The organism is Allobosea sp. LjRoot90, assembly GCF_964254315.1.
Taxonomy (GTDB): domain Bacteria; phylum Pseudomonadota; class Alphaproteobacteria; order Rhizobiales; family Beijerinckiaceae; genus Allobosea.
The window spans coordinates 405,121-424,364 of sequence record NZ_CAXUTF020000005.1 but is presented as its reverse complement, the minus strand read 5'-3'; the positions used below and the strand labels follow the sequence as shown (position 1 = coordinate 424,364).

The 19,244-nt window shown below is 67.4% G+C and carries 19 protein-coding genes; 6 read left to right on the top strand and 13 right to left on the bottom strand.

Annotated features, from left to right (window positions below; genetic code table 11):
* Positions 1-122: 122 nt before the first annotated feature.
* Entirely contained in the window at positions 123-644 is a 522-nt protein-coding gene (locus tag ACSQ3M_RS20600; RefSeq protein ID WP_436151932.1) for a cysteine dioxygenase, read from the bottom strand.
* A 187-nt stretch (positions 645-831) separates the two neighbouring features.
* Here ACSQ3M_RS20600 and ACSQ3M_RS20595 point away from each other — a divergent pair, with 187 nt between their 5' ends.
* On the top strand, positions 832-1,308 hold the full coding sequence (locus ACSQ3M_RS20595) for an Lrp/AsnC family transcriptional regulator (protein WP_436151931.1): 477 nt from the start codon (positions 832-834) through the stop codon (positions 1,306-1,308).
* A 110-nt stretch (positions 1,309-1,418) separates the two neighbouring features.
* On the opposite strand, the gene ACSQ3M_RS20590 is transcribed toward ACSQ3M_RS20595, so the two are convergent.
* Both ACSQ3M_RS20590 and ACSQ3M_RS20585 read right to left on the bottom strand, forming a co-directional pair.
* On the bottom strand, positions 1,419-2,603 hold the full coding sequence (locus tag ACSQ3M_RS20590; RefSeq protein WP_436151930.1) for an acetyl-CoA C-acyltransferase: 1,185 nt from the start codon (positions 2,601-2,603) through the stop codon (positions 1,419-1,421).
* Between the two features lie 76 nt (positions 2,604-2,679).
* On the bottom strand, positions 2,680-4,761 hold the full coding sequence (locus ACSQ3M_RS20585) for a 3-hydroxyacyl-CoA dehydrogenase NAD-binding domain-containing protein (RefSeq protein WP_436151929.1): 2,082 nt from the start codon (positions 4,759-4,761) through the stop codon (positions 2,680-2,682).
* A 155-nt stretch (positions 4,762-4,916) separates the two neighbouring features.
* Here ACSQ3M_RS20585 and ACSQ3M_RS20580 point away from each other — a divergent pair, with 155 nt between their 5' ends.
* Both ACSQ3M_RS20580 and ACSQ3M_RS20575 read left to right on the top strand, forming a co-directional pair.
* Positions 4,917-5,669: an enoyl-CoA hydratase-related protein gene (locus tag ACSQ3M_RS20580; protein WP_436151928.1), complete on the top strand. Its 753-nt coding sequence runs from the start codon at positions 4,917-4,919 to the stop codon at positions 5,667-5,669.
* 107 nt (positions 5,670-5,776) lie between these two features.
* The gene (locus ACSQ3M_RS20575; protein WP_436151927.1) at positions 5,777-6,583 is read left to right on the top strand and encodes a transglutaminase-like domain-containing protein; all 807 of its coding nucleotides are present in this window, start codon (positions 5,777-5,779) and stop codon (positions 6,581-6,583) included.
* A gap of 33 nt (positions 6,584-6,616) precedes the next feature.
* Here the strand turns inward: ACSQ3M_RS20575 and ACSQ3M_RS20570 are convergent, their stop codons facing one another.
* From ACSQ3M_RS20570 to ACSQ3M_RS20550, 5 genes are all read right to left on the bottom strand, one after another.
* Positions 6,617-6,874, bottom strand: a complete 258-nt coding sequence (locus ACSQ3M_RS20570; RefSeq protein ID WP_436151926.1) for a hypothetical protein — start codon at positions 6,872-6,874, stop codon at positions 6,617-6,619.
* 113 nt (positions 6,875-6,987) lie between these two features.
* Positions 6,988-7,836, bottom strand: a complete 849-nt coding sequence (locus ACSQ3M_RS20565) for a metal ABC transporter permease (RefSeq protein ID WP_436151925.1) — start codon at positions 7,834-7,836, stop codon at positions 6,988-6,990.
* Positions 7,833-8,684, bottom strand: a complete 852-nt coding sequence (locus ACSQ3M_RS20560; protein WP_436151951.1) for a metal ABC transporter permease — start codon at positions 8,682-8,684, stop codon at positions 7,833-7,835. Before ACSQ3M_RS20560 ends, ACSQ3M_RS20565 begins: the two co-directional genes overlap by 4 nt.
* Positions 8,684-9,592 carry a manganese/iron ABC transporter ATP-binding protein gene (locus ACSQ3M_RS20555; RefSeq protein WP_436151924.1) on the bottom strand — a complete coding sequence of 303 codons (909 nt, stop codon included), beginning with the start codon at positions 9,590-9,592 and terminating at the stop codon, positions 8,684-8,686. Before ACSQ3M_RS20555 ends, ACSQ3M_RS20560 begins: the two co-directional genes overlap by 1 nt.
* Positions 9,589-10,500: a metal ABC transporter substrate-binding protein gene (locus ACSQ3M_RS20550; RefSeq protein ID WP_436151923.1), complete on the bottom strand. Its 912-nt coding sequence runs from the start codon at positions 10,498-10,500 to the stop codon at positions 9,589-9,591. Before ACSQ3M_RS20550 ends, ACSQ3M_RS20555 begins: the two co-directional genes overlap by 4 nt.
* Before the next feature lie 130 nt (positions 10,501-10,630).
* Between ACSQ3M_RS20550 and ACSQ3M_RS20545 the strand changes: the two genes are divergently transcribed.
* Positions 10,631-11,089, top strand: coding sequence for a Fur family transcriptional regulator (locus ACSQ3M_RS20545; protein ID WP_436151922.1), 459 nt, complete (start codon positions 10,631-10,633; stop codon positions 11,087-11,089).
* Between the two features lie 122 nt (positions 11,090-11,211).
* On the opposite strand, the gene acs is transcribed toward ACSQ3M_RS20545, so the two are convergent.
* The 5 genes from acs to tsaD all read right to left on the bottom strand — a co-directional run bounded on the left by acs (position 11,212) and on the right by tsaD (position 16,138).
* Positions 11,212-13,164, bottom strand: coding sequence for an acetate--CoA ligase (acs, locus tag ACSQ3M_RS20540; RefSeq protein ID WP_436151921.1), 1,953 nt, complete (start codon positions 13,162-13,164; stop codon positions 11,212-11,214).
* A gap of 181 nt (positions 13,165-13,345) precedes the next feature.
* Positions 13,346-13,756: an EVE domain-containing protein gene (locus ACSQ3M_RS20535; protein WP_436151920.1), complete on the bottom strand. Its 411-nt coding sequence runs from the start codon at positions 13,754-13,756 to the stop codon at positions 13,346-13,348.
* Positions 13,756-14,085, bottom strand: a complete 330-nt coding sequence (locus ACSQ3M_RS20530) for a hypothetical protein (protein ID WP_436151919.1) — start codon at positions 14,083-14,085, stop codon at positions 13,756-13,758. Before ACSQ3M_RS20530 ends, ACSQ3M_RS20535 begins: the two co-directional genes overlap by 1 nt.
* A gap of 14 nt (positions 14,086-14,099) precedes the next feature.
* On the bottom strand, positions 14,100-15,098 hold the full coding sequence (locus tag ACSQ3M_RS20525; RefSeq protein ID WP_436151918.1) for an NAD(P)H-dependent glycerol-3-phosphate dehydrogenase: 999 nt from the start codon (positions 15,096-15,098) through the stop codon (positions 14,100-14,102).
* Positions 15,095-16,138: a tRNA (adenosine(37)-N6)-threonylcarbamoyltransferase complex transferase subunit TsaD gene (tsaD, locus tag ACSQ3M_RS20520; RefSeq protein WP_436151950.1), complete on the bottom strand. Its 1,044-nt coding sequence runs from the start codon at positions 16,136-16,138 to the stop codon at positions 15,095-15,097. Before tsaD ends, ACSQ3M_RS20525 begins: the two co-directional genes overlap by 4 nt.
* Positions 16,139-16,294: 156 nt before the next feature.
* Here tsaD and hemC point away from each other — a divergent pair, with 156 nt between their 5' ends.
* Together hemC and ACSQ3M_RS20510 are read left to right on the top strand one after the other, a co-directional pair.
* The gene (gene hemC, locus ACSQ3M_RS20515; protein ID WP_436151917.1) at positions 16,295-17,254 is read left to right on the top strand and encodes a hydroxymethylbilane synthase; all 960 of its coding nucleotides are present in this window, start codon (positions 16,295-16,297) and stop codon (positions 17,252-17,254) included.
* Between the two features lie 24 nt (positions 17,255-17,278).
* The gene (locus ACSQ3M_RS20510; protein ID WP_436151916.1) at positions 17,279-19,243 is read left to right on the top strand and encodes a uroporphyrinogen-III synthase; all 1,965 of its coding nucleotides are present in this window, start codon (positions 17,279-17,281) and stop codon (positions 19,241-19,243) included.
* The last annotated feature ends 1 nt before the right edge of the window (position 19,244 follow it).

The window sequence follows — 19,244 nt, the reverse complement described above, 5'->3', positions numbered from 1 at the left end:
CACCCGTTTTGATCGCTGCGATCTCCCCGCCGACAGAATTGGCGAGGGTTGCGACATCTTGATGGCGGAGATGCAGTGCTGCCAGCGCGCTCACCGGCACCCCAATCGAGCTGCTGCGCGCGTCAGCCTGCCACGGCGGTGTACTCGGTCTCGACCGAGGAATCGTGGAGCTGATGGTCGTAGCCGTAGATGTGGATCGAGATCGCGTCACCCACGCCGCGGTTCTGCATGCGGTGGATGTTCGGACCGGTCGGCACCATGCAGGCGACGTAAGCAGCCTGGCGCTCCTGCTCCTCGGTCGGCACGGCGCGGCTCGCATCGATGGCGCGATACCAGGTTTCCGTGACCGTGCCCGAGACGACGCCGAAGCAGCACGAGCAATGATGGTCGTGGATGCAGGTGGTGGCGCCCTCGCCCCAGACCATCGCCCAGACGCCGACCGCCTCATTGCCGGCGAGCAGGTTACGGGTATAGCCGCCCGGCTTGCGCAGGAGCGGCAGGCGCTGGATCAGCTCGGGAACGGCGACGAGCTCGTTGAGGACGCTACGCGCCGCAGCGAGATAGTCGCGCGAGCAGGTTCCCTCATGCGTCCGCAACGCATTCAGGACCGCGCCGCGCCGCTCTTCGCCGAGAAAGCCCTGCATTGTCCCTCATCTCCCATCACGTCCGATGACGGGAGAATGATAGGCCGGGCGTGGAGGCAATGGTTTGCGATCCTCAGCTCGAAACGAGCCAGTTTTGAAAACCAATACCAATCTTCATCGCGTTATGAGAAACAGATTTCCGATGACCGGTTACGAATGATATTCCGTTCCGAGGAGATCGACCACCGTGGTCAAGCTCGACGCCTTCGATCTGCGCATCCTCGCCTTGCTGCAGGAGGATGCGAGCAAGCCGCTGGCCGAGATCGCCGAGGCCGTCGGGTTGTCGCCGACGCCATGCTGGCGGCGCATCCAGAAGCTCGAGGCAGAAGGCTACATCAAGCGGCGGGTCGCACTGCTCGACCGCAACAAGCTGAAGGCCGGCGTCACCGTCTTCATCGCGGTGAAGACGGCGCGCCATACGATGGAATGGCTCGAGCGCTTCCACGCCGCCGTGCATGATTTGCCCGAGATCGTCGACTTCTACCGGATGAGCGGCGACATCGACTATCTGCTCAAGGCCTATGTCTCGGATATCACCGCCTATGACGCGCTCTACAAGAAGCTGATCGCCCGCATCGAGCTCAGCGACGTCACCTCCATGTTCGCCATGGAGGAGCTGAAGGCGACCACGGCGATCCCGCTCGGCTTCGCAGCGGAAGGGTGATCACCTCTCCGTCATGCTCGCCCTTGTGGCGAGCATCCACGCCTTGGACAGCGCCATTTAGCGAGGGAAGACGTGGATGGTCGGGACAAGGGCGAGCATGACGGCGAAGCCTACCCGTTGATCTCGAAAAGGCCGGCGCAGCCCATGCCGCCGGCGACGCACATGGTGACCACGGCATAGCGCGCCTTGCGGCGACGGCCCTCCAGCAGCGCATGGCCGACGAGGCGCGCCCCGCTCATGCCGAAGGGGTGGCCGATCGCGATCGCGCCGCCATTGACGTTGACCTTCTCGGGATCGATGCCGAGCGTGTCGCGGCAATAGAGCGACTGCGAGGCGAAAGCCTCGTTCAGCTCCCACAGATCGATGTCGGAGACCTTGAGACCGTTGCGCTCGAGCAGGCGCGGCACGGCGAAGACCGGGCCGATGCCCATCTCGTCGGGCTCGCAGCCGGCCGAGGCGAAGCCGCGGAAGATGCCGAGCGGCGTGAGGCCACGGCGCCTGGCCTCCTCGGCCGACATCACCACGCTCGCCGAGGCGCCGTCGGAAAGCTGGCTGGCATTGCCGGCCGTGACGAACTTGTCCTCGCCGCGCACCGGCTTGAGCTTGAGCAGGCCGTCCAGCGTCGTCTCGGGACGGTTGCCTTCGTCCTTCGACAGCGTCACCTGCTCCTGCCGGACCTCGCCGGTCGCCTTGTCGGTGACGGCCATCACCGCGCTCATCGGCACGATCTCGTCATCGAACAATTGGCGCTGCTGGGCGGCGGCGGTGCGGCGCTGGCTCTCGACCGAGAATTCATCCTGCGCCTGGCGCGAGATGCCGTAGCGCTCGGCGACGATGTCGGCGGTCTCGATCATCGTCGTGTAGATCGTGGGCTTGTGGGCCTTCAGCCATTCATTCTCGGTCAGGTCGCGCCGCACCACCGGCCCCACCAGCGAGATCGACTCGACCCCGCCGCCGATGGCGACCGGCACGCCGTCCATCACGACCCGCCGCGCCGCATGCGCGATCGCCTCCAGCCCCGAGGCACAGAACCGGCTGACGGTGACGCCGGCCGACTGCACGGGTATGCCGGCGACGAGCGCGCCATGGCGGGCGACATTGCCGCCGGTCGCCGCTTCCGGATAGCCACAGCCCAGCACCACCTCTTCGACGGCCTCGGGTTCGAGCTTGGCCCGGGCCATGGCGTGCCTGATCGCATGGGCGGCCATGTCGGCGCCGCGGACCTGGTTGAAGGCGCCGCGATGCGCCTTGCCGATCGGCGTGCGGGCAGTCGAGACGATCACGGCTTCGGTCATGGCGCTTCACATCCTGTCTGGCATTGCGGCCGCGGCCGCCATTCGAACTTGGGTGTCGGCTCGTGTCGGGCCGCCTTCAGGCGGCCGCAGCCTTCACGCTGGAGAAGCCTTTGCCTTCGGCGGCGAGCTTGCGCAACAGCGGCGCGGGTTCGAGCGAGGCATCGCCGCTCTCCGCCGCCTGCTGCTCCAGCCGTTTGACGATCACGCCCAACCCGACGCTCTGCGCCCAATGCATCGGCCCGCCGCGCCAGGCCGGCCAGTTGTAGCCGTTGAGCCAGACCGTATCGATGTCGCCGGCGCGGGTCGCGATGCCTTCTTCGAGAATGCGCGCGCCCTCGTTGACCATGGGATCGAGCAACCGCGCCAGGATCTCCTCGCTGGTGAAGCTGCGCCGCGTTACGCCCTTCTGCGCCGAGACCTCGGCAATCAGGGCCTCGACCTCCGGGTCGCGCTCGCCGCTGCGGGCGCCTTCGGGATAGCGGTAATAGCCGCGCCCGGTCTTCTGGCCGAACCAGCCGCGCTCGCAGATCGCATCTGCCACCGCTGCACTCTTGCCGCGCGCCTTGCGGCTACGCCAGCTGATGTCGTTGCCGGCGAGGTCGGACATGGCGAAGGGGCCCATCTTGAAGCCGAAGCCGGTCAGCGCCGCGTCGACTTCGTGCGGCAAGGCGCCTGCGACGAGCAGGCGCTCGGCCGCACGGGTACGCGCTTCCAGGATGCGGTTGCCGACGAAGCCGAAGCAGTTGCCGACCACCACCGGCACCTTGCCGAGCTTGCGACCGAGCGCGATCGCGGTCGCGACGACATCGCCTGCGACGCCGGCCGGGCGGACGATCTCGAGCAGCTTCATCACATTGGCTGGGCTGAAGAAGTGCATGCCGAGCACGTCGTTCGGGCGGCTGGTGATCGCGGCAATCTCGGCGAGGTCGAGATAGGAGGTGTTGCTGGCGAGGATCGCGCCCGGCTTGGCGATCGTGTCGAGCGCCCCGAAGATCTCGCGCTTGACGCCCATCTCCTCGAAGGCGGCCTCGATCACGATATCGGCCTCTGCAGCGGCGGAAAGCCCGACTGCCGGCGTGATCAGGGCCATGCGCTGCTCGCGCACCGCCTCGGTCATCGAGCCGCGCTTGACCGAGAAACCATAGGTGTCGCGCACCCGCGCATAACCCTTGTCGATCTGCTCCTGCGTGGTCTCGATCAACGTCACCGGGATGCCGGCATTGGCGAAGCACATCGCGATGCCGCCGCCCATGGTGCCGGCGCCGATCACGGCAGCGCGCGCGATCGGACGCGGCTTGACGCTCTCGTCGATCCCCGGAACCTTCGCCGCCTCGCGCTCGGCGAAGAAGGCATAGCGCAGCGCCTTGGAGCGCTCATCGGCGAGGAGCTTTACGAACAGCGCGCGTTCGTTCGCATGGGCCTCCGCCGGCGCCAGGGCGAAAGCGCCACGCACCGCCTCGACCAGCGCCGCGACGTTCGGCATATCGCCGGACTTCGCCAGCGCATCCTTCGCCAGTGCCTCGAAAGCCTCGCGATCGCCCGCCGTCAGCTTGTCGGCCCGCTCGCCGGTCTTCGCCGGCGCGCCCTTGCCTGCCAACTCCTGCGCCAGCGCAACGGCTGCTCCCACGGCATCGCTCTCGACGAGCTTGTCGACCAGTCCGAGCGCCAGGGCCTTCTGCGCCGCGATCGGCTCGCCTGAGAGCATCATCGGAAAGGCGGCAGCCGCCCCGATCAGGCGCGGCAGGCGCTGCGTGCCGCCGGCGCCGGGGATCAGGCCGAGCTTGATCTCCGGCAAGCCGAGCTTGGCGGCTGGCATCGCGACGCGGCCGTGACAGGCGAGCGCGACCTCAAGCCCGCCGCCAAGGGCGACACCCTCGATCGCCGCGACGACCGGCTTGGCCGCATTCTCGATTGCAGCCAGCAGATCCGGCAGGATCGGCGGCGCCGGCGGCTTGCCGAACTCGCTGATGTCGGCCCCGGCGATGAAGGCTTTGCCCTGCGCGGCGATGACCAGCGCCACCACGTCGCTGTCAGCCATCACCTGCGTCAACGCCTGCAGCAGGTCGGCCCGCAGCGCGGCGCTCAAGGCGTTGACCGGCGGGTTGTGCAGCGTCGCGATCGCCACCTGGCCTTGGCGGGTGAGGGTGACCGTCTGCATGCCTGCCTCCATTGTACTGCGCGCCGCAAGGAGCCGAGCGGGAGGGGTGCTGTCAAGCCGGGACAGCTTTGCTCCCGCTCGCTTCCTTGACCGGCGCAATCCCCTCCCCCATCGTCTGCCGCCCGCTTTCGGCGGGATGAGGCGAGAAAGCTGGCATGACGCAGACCGTTCTGAGCGAGACCCCGGCCGAGGGCATCAGGCAGATCACCATGAACCGGCCCGACCGGCGCAATGCGCTCGACCGCGTCACCTATCAGGGGCTGATCGACGCGCTCACCGCGGCCGATGCCGACGCCTCGGTGCGCGCCGTCGTCCTCACCGGCGCGGGCGGTTGCTTCACCAGCGGCAATGACATCAAGGATTTCGCCGTGGCGGCCGCGACCGGCGTCGGCGCCGAGATCGCCATCGACTTCCTGACCGCGATCTCGACGGCCAAGAAGCCGATCATCGCGGCGGCGGAAGGGTTCGCCGTCGGCATCGGCACCACCATGCTGCTGCATTGCGACCTTGCCTTCGCCGGGCGCGGCGCGAGTTTCCGTATGCCCTTCGTCAGCCTCGGCCTCTGCCCGGAAGGCGGCTCGAGCTACCTCCTGCCCCTGATCGCCGGCTCCAAGCGGGCCGCCGAGCTACTGATGCTCGGCGAAGCCTTCGGGCCCGCGCTCGCGCAGGAGGCAGGCCTGATCAACGGTGTCACCGATGAGGGTGGTGCGCTCGCGGTTGCGCTCGATAAGGCCAAGGCGCTGGCAGCGTTGCCGCCGCAATCGGTGGCGCTGACCAAGGCACTGCTCAAGCGCGGCAGCGCCGCCGCCGTGGCCGAGACGATCGCGACCGAGGCGCGCCATTTCGGCGAGCGGCTGCAGTCGGCCGAAGCGCAGGCCGCCTTCATGGCGTTCCTGACCAAGCGCTGACGACAGGCACGAAGCCTTCGCACGGCTGTCGCGGAAACAGCGGAACATCCCGCTCCCCATCAGGTTGACGCACGCGCCGCCTGGCGCGGTCGTACAAGGAGCAGGATGTGCAGCTGAAGGTCGTCGCCACTCTCGTCTATCGCTTCGACCATGAAACGCCGGTGATCGTCGCGATCGAACCGGCACGGTCCTCGGACCAGACCATCCTCTCGGACCGGCTGCTGATCGATCAGGCGGCCGAGCTAATCCGCGACGAGGACCCCGCCACGGGTGTGCGCCGCTTTCGCGCGGTGCTCTCCGGGCAGGTCTCGATCCAGTATCAGGGCGTGATCGACAATGGCAGCCGCGAGATCCTGAGGCCGGAAGCGCGCCAGCTTGCCTGGGCCGAACTCCCGGCCGAGGTCCTGCCTTATCTATTGCCGAGCCGCTTCTGCCCGTCTGACAATCTGATGCGCTTCGCCCAGCGCGAGTTTAGCGACATCGAAGCCGGTGGCGCCAAAGTACTCGCCGTCATCGACTGGCTGCAGGAGCATGTCGATTATGTCCATGGTGTCAGCGACGCCAAGACCACGGCCGAGCAGACCTTCATCGACCGCGCCGGCGTCTGCCGCGATTTCAGCCATCTCGGCATCGCGCTCTGCCGCGCGCTCAACCTGCCGGCCCGCGCCGTCAGCGTCTATGCCGCCGAGCTGAACCCACCCGATTTCCACGCTGTCTTCGAGGTCTTCCTCGATGGGCGCTGGTGGCTGGTCGATCCGACGCGGCTGGCGCCGATCGAGGGCATGGTCCGCATCGCCGCCGGTCGCGACGCCGCCGACATCGCCTTCCTGACCAGCGGCAGCCTGTGCCAGTGCCTCAGCCAATGGGTCGAGGTCACGCGGACCGAGGACAGCGAGCCCGCCGAGGCCGCCTGACCCGGCGATGAGCCGGCCGCCCAGCCGCGGCGATCAATCGTCGTCGTCATCATCGTCACGACGGCGCCTGTGCCTCCGCCAGCGATAGTAATCGTCATCGCGCCAGCGCCGCCGGTAGCCATCGCCGTAATAGTGGCGGCGATACCACCGGCGGCGCCGACGATCGTCATCGTCGTCATCATCGTCGGCTCGTACAGTCGTCGCGGTCAGCACTGAGCCGGCGATCGCCATTGGCAACGCAAAGAGCGCCAGCCGCAGCAGCTTCCGCCGTCCTTCGTCGGTCTCGCTCATCATCGTCTCCTCTATACCGACCATGCCCCATGGCAGCGGGACAACTTGGCGGATTTGGGAAGAACGAGTGGCGATCGGCCTTATTCCCGAGGAGACGATTTTCGCAGTGCGATTCAGGCCGGCCGCACCACGACCAGCCCTCGCGCCCTGAGGAGGCTGCGTGCCAGTGCGGCCAGGAAAAGCATTGCCTGCACCACGACGATGCAGGGCCCGGTCGCAACGTCGAGATGGAAGCTCAGGATCGTGCCGAGGACGCTCGACGTCACCGCGGCCGCGATCGCGACCAGCAGCATCAGATCGAAGCGGCGCGTCGTCAGGTAGCCGATAGCCCCCGGCGCGATCAGCATGGCGACGACCAGGATGATGCCGACCGCCTTCAGCGCCGCGACGATGGTCAGCGCCAGCATGGCGAGCAGGCCGAAATGCAGCGCCTTGACCGGCAGGCCGATCGCTCGCGCATGCGCCGGATCGAAGGCGTGCAGCAGGAAATCACGCCGCTTCGCCAGCATGACGGCGGCGACCGGCAGGGCGATCAGCGCGGTCTCGGCAATGTCGGCCCAGGTCACGCCGAGCATATTGCCGAACAGGATGTGCATGAGGTGCTGGTCGCTATCGACTTTGACGAAGAGCACGAGGCCGAGCGCGAACATGCCGGAGAAGACGATGCCCATCACCGTGTCCTCCTTCACCCGGCTGTTCTCCTTGAGGTAGCCGATGCCGAAGGCGCAGGTGAGGCCCGCCGCGAAGGCGCCGAGCGCCAGCGGCAGGCTGGCGATATGCGCCAACACGATGCCGGGCAGCACCGCATGCGAGACCGCATCGCCCATCAGCGACCAGCCCTTCAGCACCAAAAAGCAGGAGAGGACGGCGCAGACGAAACCGACCATCACGGCAATGGCGAGCCCACGCAGCATGAACTCATGGGCGAAGGGAGCGAGCAGCCAGTTCTGGATCAGGCTCATGCCGCACCTCCGGCGCTGGCGGCGCGGCGCGCGCCGAGCCTTCCATGCTTGGGCGCAAACAGGAATGCGAGCAGGAACAGCGCCGTCTGGAACACGACGATCAGCCCACCGGTCGAGCCGTCGAGGAAATAGCTGGCATAGGCCCCGACCGCCGAGGTCACGACGCCCATCGTCACCGCGATCGCGATCAGCCGGCCGAAACGGTCGGTCAGCAGGTAGGCAGTCGCGCCCGGCGTCACCACCATGGCGATGACGAGGCAGGCGCCGACCGTCTGCAGCGCCGCGACCGTGCAGGCCGAGAGCAAGACGAAGAACAGGACCTTGAGCCGTGTCGGCGACAGGCCGACGGCGCGCGCCTGGTTCTCGTCAAAGAAGACCAGCATCAGGTCTTTCCAGCGCAGCAGCAGGATGGCGAGCGAGACGAAGGCGATGATCGCGACCTGGATCACGTCCTCGTCCGAGATGCCGAGGATGTTGCCCAGCACGATCGACTGGACGTTGACCGAGGTCGGGTTGATCGAGACGATCAGCAGGCCGACGGCGAAGAAGCTGGTGAAGACGATGCCGATGACGGCATCCTCGCGCAGTTGCGTGCGCACCCGGACCAGCGCCATGGCGAGCGCCGCCAGCAGGCCGGAGAAGAAGGCGCCGGCGGCATAGGGAACCTTCAAGAGATAGGCAAGCGCGACGCCGGGCACGATCGCATGCGCCAGCGCATCGCCCATCAGCGACCAGCCCTTGAGCATCAGATAGCAGGACAGGAAGGCGCAGACGCCGCCGACCAGCGCCGAGACCCAGATCGCCTTGACCATGTACTGGTAGCCGAAGGGTTCGAGCAGGAGCTCCATCACGGCTGGCCATCCTTCCTGCCGGCAGCAGGCTTCTCATGGTCGCGCTCGCCGTAGAAGACGAGCGGGCGCTCGTCGTCGGTGATCACGGTGACGCGCCGGTCGTCGGCATCGGCGTGCAAGCTCGCGCCTTCGAGGCGGAAATGCCGGAGCGCGCCGCCAAAAGCCTTCTGCAGATTGTCCTGGGTGAAGGTCGTCTCGGTCGGCCCGGCCGCGAGCACGGTCTTGTTGACGATCACGACCTGGTCGCAGAAATCCGGGATCGAGCCGAGATTATGGGTCGAGACCAGCATCAGCCTCCCTTCAGCCCGCAATTCGCGCATCAGCCCGACGATCTGGTCCTCGGTCTTGACGTCGACGCCGGTGAAGGGCTCGTCGAGCAGGATCACCTGCCCGCCCTGCGCCAGAGCGCGAGCAAGGAAGACACGCTTGCGCTGGCCACCGGAGAGCTCGCCGATCTGGCGGCGGCGGAACTCGAGCATGTTGACGCGTTCGAGCGCCTGCTCGGCCGCCTCGCGATCGGCCTTCCGCGGCAGGCGCATGAAGCCCATATGGCCGTAGCGCCCCATCATCACGACGTCGTCGACCAGCACCGGGAAGGTCCAATCGACCTCTTCCGCCTGCGGCACATAGGCGACGAGGCCGCGCTTCAGCGCCTGGCGCACCTCCATGCCAGCGATGCTGACCAGTCCTCGGGCGGGCTTCAAAAAGCCCATCAGGGTCTTGAAGATCGTCGACTTGCCGGAGCCGTTGATGCCGACCAGCGCACAGATCGTACCGGGGCCGAGCGCGAACGAGGCATCGTTCACCGCGGTCACGCCATTGGCATAGCGGACGGTGACGCCGCTGATCACGATCGAGGGTGTGGGCTCCTGCCCCGGGCGGATCTCGGCGGCCTGCCGGTTCACTGGCCGAACCCCTTCGCGATCGTGTCGACGGTGACCTCCAGCAGCTTGAGATAGGTCGGCACCGCGCCGCGCGCATCCGAGAGCGAGTCGACATAGAGCACGCCGCCATATTTGGCGCCGGTCTCCCGCGCGACCTGCTTGGCGGCCTTGTCCGAGATCGTGCTCTCGCTGAACACGGCCGGGATCTTGTTCTTGCGGACGAGGTCGATCAGCCGGCGCACCTGCTGCGGCGTGCCCTGCTCGTCGGCATTGATCGGCCAGAGATAGGCTTCGCGCCAGCCATAGTCGCGGGTGAGATAGCTGAAGGCGCCCTCGCTGGAGACGAGCCAGCGCCTGTCGGCCGGGACCTTGTCGAGCCGGGCGCGCAAGGGCCCGTCCATCGCCTTGATCTCGGCCGAATAGGAAGCGGCGTTCTTGGCATAGGTTGCGGCATTGGCCGGGTCGGCTTCGCTGAGCGCCTTGCGGATATTCTCGACATAGATCAGTGCGCTGGCTGTCGACATCCAGGCGTGGGGATTGGGCTTGCCCTCATAGGGGCCCTCCTTGATGCCCATCGGCGCGATGCCGTCGGTCACCACCGCGCTCTTCACGTTCTTCACATTGTCGAAGAACTTCTCGAACCAGCGCTCGAGGTTCATGCCGTTCCAGAGCACGAGATCGGCCGATTGTGCCTTCACCACGTCGAGCGGCGTCGGCTGGTAATCGTGGATCTCGGCGCCCGGCTTGGTGATCGATTCGACGATCGCCACCGAGCCGGCGACGTTCTGGGCGATGTCCTGGATCACCGTGAAGGTGGTGACGACGCGCAAGGGCTTGCCCGGCGTGGTCTGCGCAAAGGCAGAACCGGCAAGGCCGAAGGCCAGTGTCGTGGCGGCGGCAAGGCCAAGGAAATAGCGGCGCGGCGACATGGTCTCTCCAATAGCGAAACAGGGGATAATGTAACGCTATTGCAAACCACTTGCATCTGTCAACGCAGTTGCAAACGAATTGCGATAAAGCATTTTTGCAAATGCCTCTCAGGGTTGCTACCTCTCGCGCATGAAGGGAATCGACCAGCGCGTGGCGGCATTCGAGCTCCAGCTCCGCAAGGCGGGGCTGCGCATGACGCAGCAGCGCCGGCTGATCCTGCGGGTCCTGGCCGAAGCCAACGACCATCCCGATGCGAAGGGCATCTTCACGCGCGCCTTCGTGCACGACCCGACGCTGTCGCTTTCGACCGTCTACCGCACGATGAAGCTGCTGGAGACGCAAGGCGCGATCGAACGCCACGCCTTCGAAGACGGTGTCTCGCGCTACGAGCACGCCGACCAGCAGCACCATGATCATCTGATCGATGTCGAGACCGGCCAGGTCGTCGAATTCTCCTCGCCGGAGATCGAGGCGCTCCAGGCCAAGATCGCAGCCGAGCTCGGCTACGAGATCGTCCGCCACCGGCTGGAGCTGTATGGGCGCAAGGTCAAGTCGGCGCGGCGCAAGCCCGGCAAGAAGGACGCCTGAGCCCCCTCCGTCATGGTCGCCCTTGTGGCGACCATCCACGTTTTCCTTGGTGAGAAGCGGTGTTCAAGACGTGGATGCTCGGGACAAGCCCGAGCATGACGTCACAGCCGTCCTTCCCGACCTCACCCCGCCTTGCGCTTGTTCTGCCGGTTGGCAATCAGGTCGTCGACGACAGCCGGGTCGGCCAGCGTCGAGGTGTCGCCGAGCGCGCCGAACTCGTCCTCGGCGATCTTGCGCAGGATACGGCGCATGATCTTGCCGGAGCGGGTCTTGGGCAGGCCGGGCGCGAACTGGATCAGGTCGGGCGAGGCGATCGGGCCGATCTCGTTGCGGACGTAAGAGACCAGCTCCTTCTTCAGGTCGGCCGAGGGCTTCTCGCCCGCCATCAGCGTGACATAGGCGTAGATGCCCTGCCCCTTGATGTCGTGCGGATAGCCGACGACCGCGGCTTCCGAGACCTGCGGGTGCGCGACCAGCGCCGATTCGACCTCGGCCGTGCCCATCCGGTGGCCGGAAACGTTGATCACGTCGTCGACGCGGCCGGTGATCCAGTAATAGCCATCGGCATCGCGACGGCAGCCGTCGCCGGTGAAGTACTTGTTCGGATAGGTCGCGAAATAGGTCTCCTCGAAGCGCTTATGGTCGCCATAGACCGTGCGCATCTGACCGGGCCAGCTCTCGGCGATGACGAGATTGCCCTCGGCCGCGCCCTCCAGCACCTTGCCTTCGGTGTCGACCAGCTCGGGCTTGATCCCGAAGAAAGGCCGCGTCGCCGAGCCAGGCTTCAGCTTGGTCGCGCCCGGCAGCGGCGAGATCAGGATGCCGCCGGTCTCGGTCTGCCACCAGGTGTCGACGATCGGGCAGCGGCGCTCGCCGACGACGCGGTGATACCATTCCCAGGCTTCCGGATTGATCGGCTCGCCGACCGAGCCGAGCAGGCGCAGCGACTTGCGCTTGGTCTTCTTCACCGGCTCCTCGCCGGCGCCCATCAGCGAGCGGATCGCGGTCGGGGCGGTGTAGAAAATGTTGACCTTGTGCTTGTCGATGACCTCCCAGAAGCGCGAGATCGTCGGATAGGTCGGGATGCCCTCGAACATCAGCGTCGTCGCGCCATTGGCGAGCGGCCCGTAGAGGATGTAGCTGTGACCGGTGACCCAGCCGACATCGGCGGTGCACCAGTAGATATCGCCGTCATGGTAATCGAAGACGTATTGATGCGTCATCGCGGTGTAGACGAGGTAGCCGCCGGTCGTATGCAGAACGCCCTTCGGCTTGCCGGTCGAACCCGAGGTGTAGAGCAGGAACAGCGGGTCCTCCGCCTTGACCTCGACCGGTGGGCAATGGCCCGAGACCTTGGCGGCCTCGTCATGGTACCAGACGTCGCGGCCGTCCTTCATGGTGACGTTGCCACCTGTGCGCTTGACCACGATCACCGTGGCGATACCGCCCTTCACCTTGTCGTCGGCGGCGTCGACATTCTTCTTGAGCGGCACGGCGCGGCCGCCGCGCAGGCCCTCATCGGCGGTGATCACGATCTTTGAATCGGAATCCTCGATGCGGCTGGCGAGCGAATCCGGCGAGAAGCCGCCGAACACCACCGAATGCATCGCGCCGATGCGGGCGCAGGCCAGCATGGCGTAGGCCGCCTCGGGGATCATCGGCAGGTAGATCGTGACCCGGTCGCCCTTCTTGACGCCCTTGGCTTTCAGGACGTTCGCGAACTTGCAGACCTCGGTATAGAGCTGGCCGTAGCTGATCTTCTTCGACTCGCTGGGATCATCGCCCTCCCAGATGATCGCCGTCTGCTTGGCCCGCGTCGCAAGGTGCCGGTCGATGCAGTTGAAGGCGACATTGGTGGTGCCGTCCTCGAACCATTTGATCGAGACCTTGCCCGGCTTGTAGCTGACGTTGCGGACTTTGCTGTAGGGCTTGAACCAGTCGATCCGCTTGCCCTGCTCCGCCCAGAACTTGTCCGGATCCTTGATCGAGGCCGCGTACATCTTCTTGTACTTGGCGTCGTTCAACCATGCCTTCTTGGCCCAGGAAGCCGGCACATCGTAGATCATCTCGGTCATTTCAGGCGTCTCCCCAGACTTGGGCCGTCGTCGGGACCGATCAGCACGGCTGGCGCGCAGCGTCAGCCCGACATCCCATCGGCTTCTTAAATTTCGCCGCATCATACGGCGCGAACCTCAGCCGGCAAGCCGCAGCGGGCTCGCACTTTCGTTGCTGCGACTTTCGGCGAGGATGGAACGCTCAGAGCCCGCCCATCTTGCAGACCAGCGCCCACTCCTCGTCCGTCACCGGCTGCACCGAGAGGCGGAAGGAGGTGACGAGCGCCATCTTGGCGAGCTTCGGCTCGGCCTTGACCGCGGCGAGCGAGACCGGCTTCGGCAGCGGCTTCACCGCCTTGAAATCGACCAGCACCCAGGGCGGGCCGGCCTCGGTCCAAGGATAGTGCTCCTTGATGACCTCGACGATACCGACGACCTCGAGCCCCTCATTGGAGTGGTAGAAGAAGACCTGGTCGCCCTTCTTCATCGCCATCAGATTGAGCTTGGCGGTGTGGTTCTTCACCCCGTCCCAATGCGTGCCCTTCGCCCCGGCCTTGACCTGGTCGTCCCAGGAAAAGACCGAAGGTTCCGATTTGATCAACCAGTGCGCCATCAACCCTCATCCTCTTCCTTCAAAGGCACCGGCGGCCGCGACGCCGCCTCGCCGTTCTCGTTCCAGAACCTGACCATCTCGCGCGTCAGCGCGGCATAATCCTGGGGCGAGAGCTCGATCCGGGTCTCGCCCTCGCCGAAGGGCAGGATCAGCACGAAACGATGCGTGTCCTCGGCCCGCCGCCGGCGCAGCTCGATCACGCGTCCGGCGATGCGCCCGGCAAGCGGCACCGGTTGGCTCTCGCTCACCAACTCGGCCCCAGTCGTCTTGCGGACTTCGGCGATGCCGCGCGCGACGCGCTTCGTCAGATCGGACCAGTCATTCGCCATGCATGCCTCTCCGCTCAATTCTCCGCCCGCACCGGCCGCGCCAGCAAGTCGGCCACCGCCTCGCGTACGCCGACGGTGCCGGCGATGACGCTCGCGACCGCTTCCGCGATCGGCATGTCGATCTCCTGCGCCCGCGCCATCTGGACCAGCACGGAGGCGGTGAAGGCGCCTTCGGCGAGCTTGCCACCGGCGGCTTCGGTCGGCGATCTGCCCTGCCCCAGTGCCTGGCCATAGGCGAAATTGCGCGACTGCGCCGTGGCGCAGGAGAGCACGACGTCGCCCAGTCCCGAAAGCCCCATCAACGTCTCGGCCTGGGCGCCATGGGCTTCGCCAAAGCGGCGCAGTTCCGAAAAGCCGCGCGCCACCAGCGCAGCACGGGCGCTCTCGCCGAGGCCGAGGCCGATCGCGATGCCGGCGGCGATGGCGAGCACGTTCTTGGCGGCACCGCCGATCTCGACGCCGCGCGGATCGTTGCTGTGATAGATGCGCAGCGTGGATGAATTCAGCGCCTCGGCCAGCCCCTTCGCCAGCGCGGCGTCCGCACAGGCGAGTGTCAGCGCCGTCGGCAGGCCGCGCGCGATATCGGCAGCGAAGCTCGGCCCGGACAGCACCGCAGGAACCGCCTGAGGCAGCGCCTCGGCGATGATCTGCGTGGTGAAGCGGCCGGTGCCCTGCTCGATGCCTTTGGCGGCCGAGATCACAGGCAGCCCTTCGCGCAGCGCCGGGGCGAGTAGCTCGGAAGCCGCACGCAGCGCCTGCGTCGGCACGGCCAGGATCAGCGCCTCGGCCTGTGCCAGCGCCGCGATCTCGGCCATCGGTTCGATCGCGTCAGGCAGTCTTGCACCCGGCAATCGCGGCGCCTCGCGCTTATCGCGCAGGCTCGCCACGGTCTCCGCATCGCGGGCCCAGAGCAGCACGCGGCGTCCGGCCCGCGCGGCTGCAAGCGCCAGTGCCGTGCCGAAGGCGCCGGCGCCGGCGACGCCGATCGTCTGGTAACGGGCTTTTCCGCTCACGCCTTCGCCCGCAATTCGTCGAGCGGCCAGCGCGGGCGCGCCACTGCGGTCATATCGTCGACCAGGCCGAGCCGCAGGCGCTCCAGCCCGGCCCAGGCGATCATCGCGCCATTGTCGCCGCAAAGCGCCATCGGCGGCGCGACCATCGGCAGTCCAGCCTCGGTCGCGAGCCGCACGAGCCCATTGCGGATCTGCTGGTTGGCGGCGACGCCGCCGGCCACGACCAGGGAGGTCGGCTTGACCCCGGCCTCACGGCAGGCGCGCAGGCCCGCCCGCGTCCGGTCGACCAACACATCGACGACCGCCGCCTGGAAGGAGGCGCAGAGATCGGCGACGTCGCGGTCCGACAGGGGCGCAATCCGTTCTGCGACCAGCCGCACCGCCGTCTTAAGGCCGGAGAGCGAGAAATCCGGTTTGGGCCGCCCGCTCATCGGCCGCGGGAATTCGAAGCGCTCGGGATCGCCGCTCCGAGCCTCGCGCTCGACCGAGGGGCCGCCCGGATAGGGCAGGCCGAGCATCTTGGCGATCTTGTCGAAGGCCTCGCCGACCGCATCGTCGATGGTGGTGCCGAGCCGGAGGTAATCGCCGACGCCGCGCACGGCGAGCAACTGCGTATGACCGCCCGAAACCAGCAGCAGCAGATAGGGAAAAGCGATGTCGTCGGTCAGCCGCGCCGTCAGCGCATGGCCTTCGAGATGGTTGATCGCGATGAAGGGCCGCCCGGTCACCAGCGCAATCGCCTTGGCGGTGGTCAGGCCGACCATGACGCCGCCGATCAGCCCCGGCCCCGCAGCCGCAGCAACGCCGTCGATCTCGGAGGGCTTCATGCCGGCAGTCTCGAAGGCGCGCATCACGATCCGGTCGATCGCCTCGACATGCGCGCGCGCCGCGATCTCGGGCACGACGCCGCCATAGGCGGCATGCGCCGCGATCTGGCTGAGGATCTCGTTCGACAGGATCTTCGCTTCGCCGGAGCGTTCGACCGAGACGATCGCGGCGGCCGTCTCGTCGCAGGTCGTCTCTATGCCCAGAACTCGCATGCTCATCGTGACGTTGGGCGGACATCGGCCCTGATGGCCGGGCTACCGCCGAGGTGCGCGGTTTCGCGCGGGGATTTCCTCCGTATAGTGCTGCATGAAGGCGAAGGCCAATGGCCAGCGCCAGTTAATGGCGCGAAAGCGGAGACCTCGCAGCGAATGACCGATATGCCGACCCCGCCACGTGAAAGCCGGCTCGCAGGCCGCTTCATCCTCGGCACGCGTGGCAGCCCTCTCGCTCTGGCGCAGGCGCATGAACTCGCCCGCCGGCTCGGCGCCGCCCATGGCTGGGACAGCGCCGAATTGCCGCTCGACGTGATCCGCACCACCGGCGACGCGATCCAGAACCGGGCACTGTCGGAGGCTGGCGGCAAGGGGCTATTCACCAAGGAAATCGACGCCGCCCAGCTCGCCGGCACCATCGATTTCGCCGTCCATTCCGCCAAGGACCTGCCGACCGCCCTGCCCGATGGCCTCGTCATCGCCGGTTATCTGCCGCGCGAGGATGTCCGCGACGCGCTTATCGCGCGCGGCATTTCCCGGCTCGCCGACCTGCCGCAAGGTGCGATCGTCGGCTCGGCCTCGCTGCGCCGTCAGGCGATCCTCAAGCGGGCGCGGCCCGATCTCGAGGTGACGCTGCTGCGCGGCAATGTCGGAAGGCGGCTGGATAAGGTCGCGAGCGGCGAGATCGACGCCACCCTGCTCGCCCTCGCCGGCTTGCGTCGCCTCGGCCTCGCCGACAGGGCAAGCGGCATCCTCTCGCTCGATGAATGCCTTCCCGCGGTCGGCCAGGGCGCCATCGCCGTGGTGATTCGTGCCGGCAACGTAGCTGCAGCTGCGGCGCTCGCCCCCATCATCTGCCGCGACACCGGCCATGCCCTCGCCGCCGAGCGTGCCTACCTGACCGAGCTCGACGGCTCCTGCCGCACACCGATCGCCGGCCACGCCACCGTCGACGGCGACCGCCTACATCTGCGTGGCCTTCTGCTTTCGCCCGACGGTAAGGCGAGCGCCGAGGGCGAACGCCTTGGTTCCGTCACGGAGGCCGCGCAACTGGGAGCCGATCTCGGGCGCGAATTGCGCGCCCGCGCCCCTGCCGGCATCTACGATCCGGCCTGAGCGAAGCCCGCACGAGGAGGCGATATGCGCGTTTTGGTGTTCAGACCGCAGCAGGATGCCGAGCGCAGCGCGCAAGCCTTGCGCGAGCGCGGCCAGGATCCGGTGGTCGCGCCGCTGTTCCAGATTGTGCCGAGCAACGAGAAGCCGCCGAAGGGGCCGTTCGACGCCCTCGTCCTGACCAGCGCCAATGCCGTGCCGGCAGTCGAGACCCTGCCGAAGACCTGGCGTGGCACGCTGCCGGCCTTCTGCGTTGGCACGCGCACGGCAGACACCGTCGGCAAGCTCGGTTTCACCACCCACAGCGCCCAAGGCGGGCGCGCCGAGCTATTGGCGCTGATCCTCGAGCGCCTGCCGAAGGGACAGAAGCTCCTCTTCGTCGCCGGCCGCGACCGCCACGAGGACCTGCCGCAGCAATTGCGCGACGCCGGCCACGAGGTGACTGTCTGGACGGCCTATGAGGCCAAAGCGGTCGATGCCCTGCCCGCCCCGGCCGCCGAGGCCCTGCGCAACGGCTCGGCCGACGCCGCCCTGCATTATTCGCCGCGCAGCGCCCAAATCTTCCTCGACCTCGCCGGCAAGGCCGGGCTGGCCGAGCAGGCGCAGGCGCTGCCCCAGCTCGCTCTCTCCATCGAGGTCGCCGCGCCCTTGATCGCGGCTGGCTCCGATACCGTGCTCGTCGCCGAGCATCCCGAGGAAGCCGCGCTCTTTGCCGCACTCGACCAGCTTCCCGCTCGCACTCTGTTGACCGGCGATGCTAAGGAGCCAGCAGCGGCAGACGACAAAGTGGACGAAAGCGGCATGACGGCAGAGCCGAGCAGCGACCAGGGCCCGGCGAGCAAGCGCCGCAATCGCTCCGGCAGGACACCGCCGACCATCGAGCTTGCGGCCACCGAAACCGTCGAGACCTCATCTGCCGAGGCTACCGCTTCGGCAACAAGCGCGGCCGAGGCCGAGCACACCGAGACGCAAGCCGAAGCGGTGCTGCCGACCGAAGCGCTCGCCCAGGAATTCACGCCGCCCCCGGTGCCCGAGCATCAGCGCCGCTACAACCTGCCGACCGTCGCGCTCGCCGGCCTCGCCGGCGGCGTGATCGGCGCCGGCCTGGTGCTGCTGGGTCTGCGCCTCTCTGGCCCCGATGACGGTGCGCAACTGGCCGAGCTCGCCAAGCGCGTCGAGACCTTGCAGGCGCAGAGCGCCGCTTTGCCCAATCGCGCTGCGCTCGATGCCGTCGACCGCAAGGCCGTGGCTGCGGCCGAGAGCGCCGCCAAGGCGGGCAGCGAAGCACAGGCCAATGCCGCCCGCCTCGCCGAGCTTGCCAAGGCTGCGCCGGCCGCCGGTGCAACGATTGCCGCCGGGCTGAACGAGAAGCTCGACCGCGCCGACAGCACCGCGACCGCCGCCCGCGACGCAGCCGCAACGCTGGGCCAGCGCCTCACTGGCGTCGAAGCGGCCGCCAAGAGCGCTGCCCAGCCCAGTCGGCAGGCGCTCGCCGCGGCGCGTGTCGTCCTCGCCGAGCGCATCCGCGACGCGATCGGCTCCGGCCGGCCCTTCCAGCCCGATCTGACGGCCCTCGGAGACATCCCAGCTGAACAGCGCGCGGCGCTGAGTGCGGTGGCCGGTACCGGCGCCGCGACCCGCGATCAGCTGCTGGCGCAGTTCAGGAGCCATCGCGCCCTTTTCGTGCGCGAGACCGCGCCGGCCGCGAACAGCTGGGAAGACAAGCTGCTCGGGCTGGCGAGCCGCATCGTCACCATCCGCCCGGTCGGCGAATCCGGCTCGACCGATCCCGCGACCCTGCCGATCCGGCTGGAAGCGGCGCTCACCCAGAACGAGGTCGTCAAGGCGGCTGAACTCTGGACGCAATTGCCCGAGCCGGCACGGCGCGGCAGCGAAGCTTTCGGCCTGGCGTTGAGGCTGCGGGCGATCGCGGAATCGACGATCAACCGCATTGCGCAGGATGCGGTCGCGGCGTTGGGTACGGCAGGCTGAT

Coding starts and splice junctions, on each gene's coding strand:
- ACSQ3M_RS20600 (WP_436151932.1), bottom strand. CDS start 644: ATGCAGGGCTTTCTCGGCGAAGAGCGGCGCGGCGCGGTCCTGAATGCG.
- ACSQ3M_RS20590 (WP_436151930.1), bottom strand. CDS start 2,603: ATGACCGAAGCCGTGATCGTCTCGACTGCCCGCACGCCGATCGGCAAG.
- ACSQ3M_RS20585 (WP_436151929.1), bottom strand. CDS start 4,761: ATGCAGACGGTCACCCTCACCCGCCAAGGCCAGGTGGCGATCGCGACG.
- ACSQ3M_RS20580 (WP_436151928.1), top strand. CDS start 4,917: ATGACGCAGACCGTTCTGAGCGAGACCCCGGCCGAGGGCATCAGGCAG.
- ACSQ3M_RS20570 (WP_436151926.1), bottom strand. CDS start 6,874: ATGAGCGAGACCGACGAAGGACGGCGGAAGCTGCTGCGGCTGGCGCTC.
- ACSQ3M_RS20565 (WP_436151925.1), bottom strand. CDS start 7,836: ATGAGCCTGATCCAGAACTGGCTGCTCGCTCCCTTCGCCCATGAGTTC.
- ACSQ3M_RS20560 (WP_436151951.1), bottom strand. CDS start 8,684: ATGGAGCTCCTGCTCGAACCCTTCGGCTACCAGTACATGGTCAAGGCG.
- ACSQ3M_RS20550 (WP_436151923.1), bottom strand. CDS start 10,500: ATGTCGCCGCGCCGCTATTTCCTTGGCCTTGCCGCCGCCACGACACTG.
- ACSQ3M_RS20545 (WP_436151922.1), top strand. CDS start 10,631: ATGAAGGGAATCGACCAGCGCGTGGCGGCATTCGAGCTCCAGCTCCGC.
- acs (WP_436151921.1), bottom strand. CDS start 13,164: ATGACCGAGATGATCTACGATGTGCCGGCTTCCTGGGCCAAGAAGGCA.
- ACSQ3M_RS20535 (WP_436151920.1), bottom strand. CDS start 13,756: ATGGCGCACTGGTTGATCAAATCGGAACCTTCGGTCTTTTCCTGGGAC.
- ACSQ3M_RS20530 (WP_436151919.1), bottom strand. CDS start 14,085: ATGGCGAATGACTGGTCCGATCTGACGAAGCGCGTCGCGCGCGGCATC.
- tsaD (WP_436151950.1), bottom strand. CDS start 16,138: ATGCGAGTTCTGGGCATAGAGACGACCTGCGACGAGACGGCCGCCGCG.
- hemC (WP_436151917.1), top strand. CDS start 16,295: ATGACCGATATGCCGACCCCGCCACGTGAAAGCCGGCTCGCAGGCCGC.
- ACSQ3M_RS20510 (WP_436151916.1), top strand. CDS start 17,279: ATGCGCGTTTTGGTGTTCAGACCGCAGCAGGATGCCGAGCGCAGCGCG.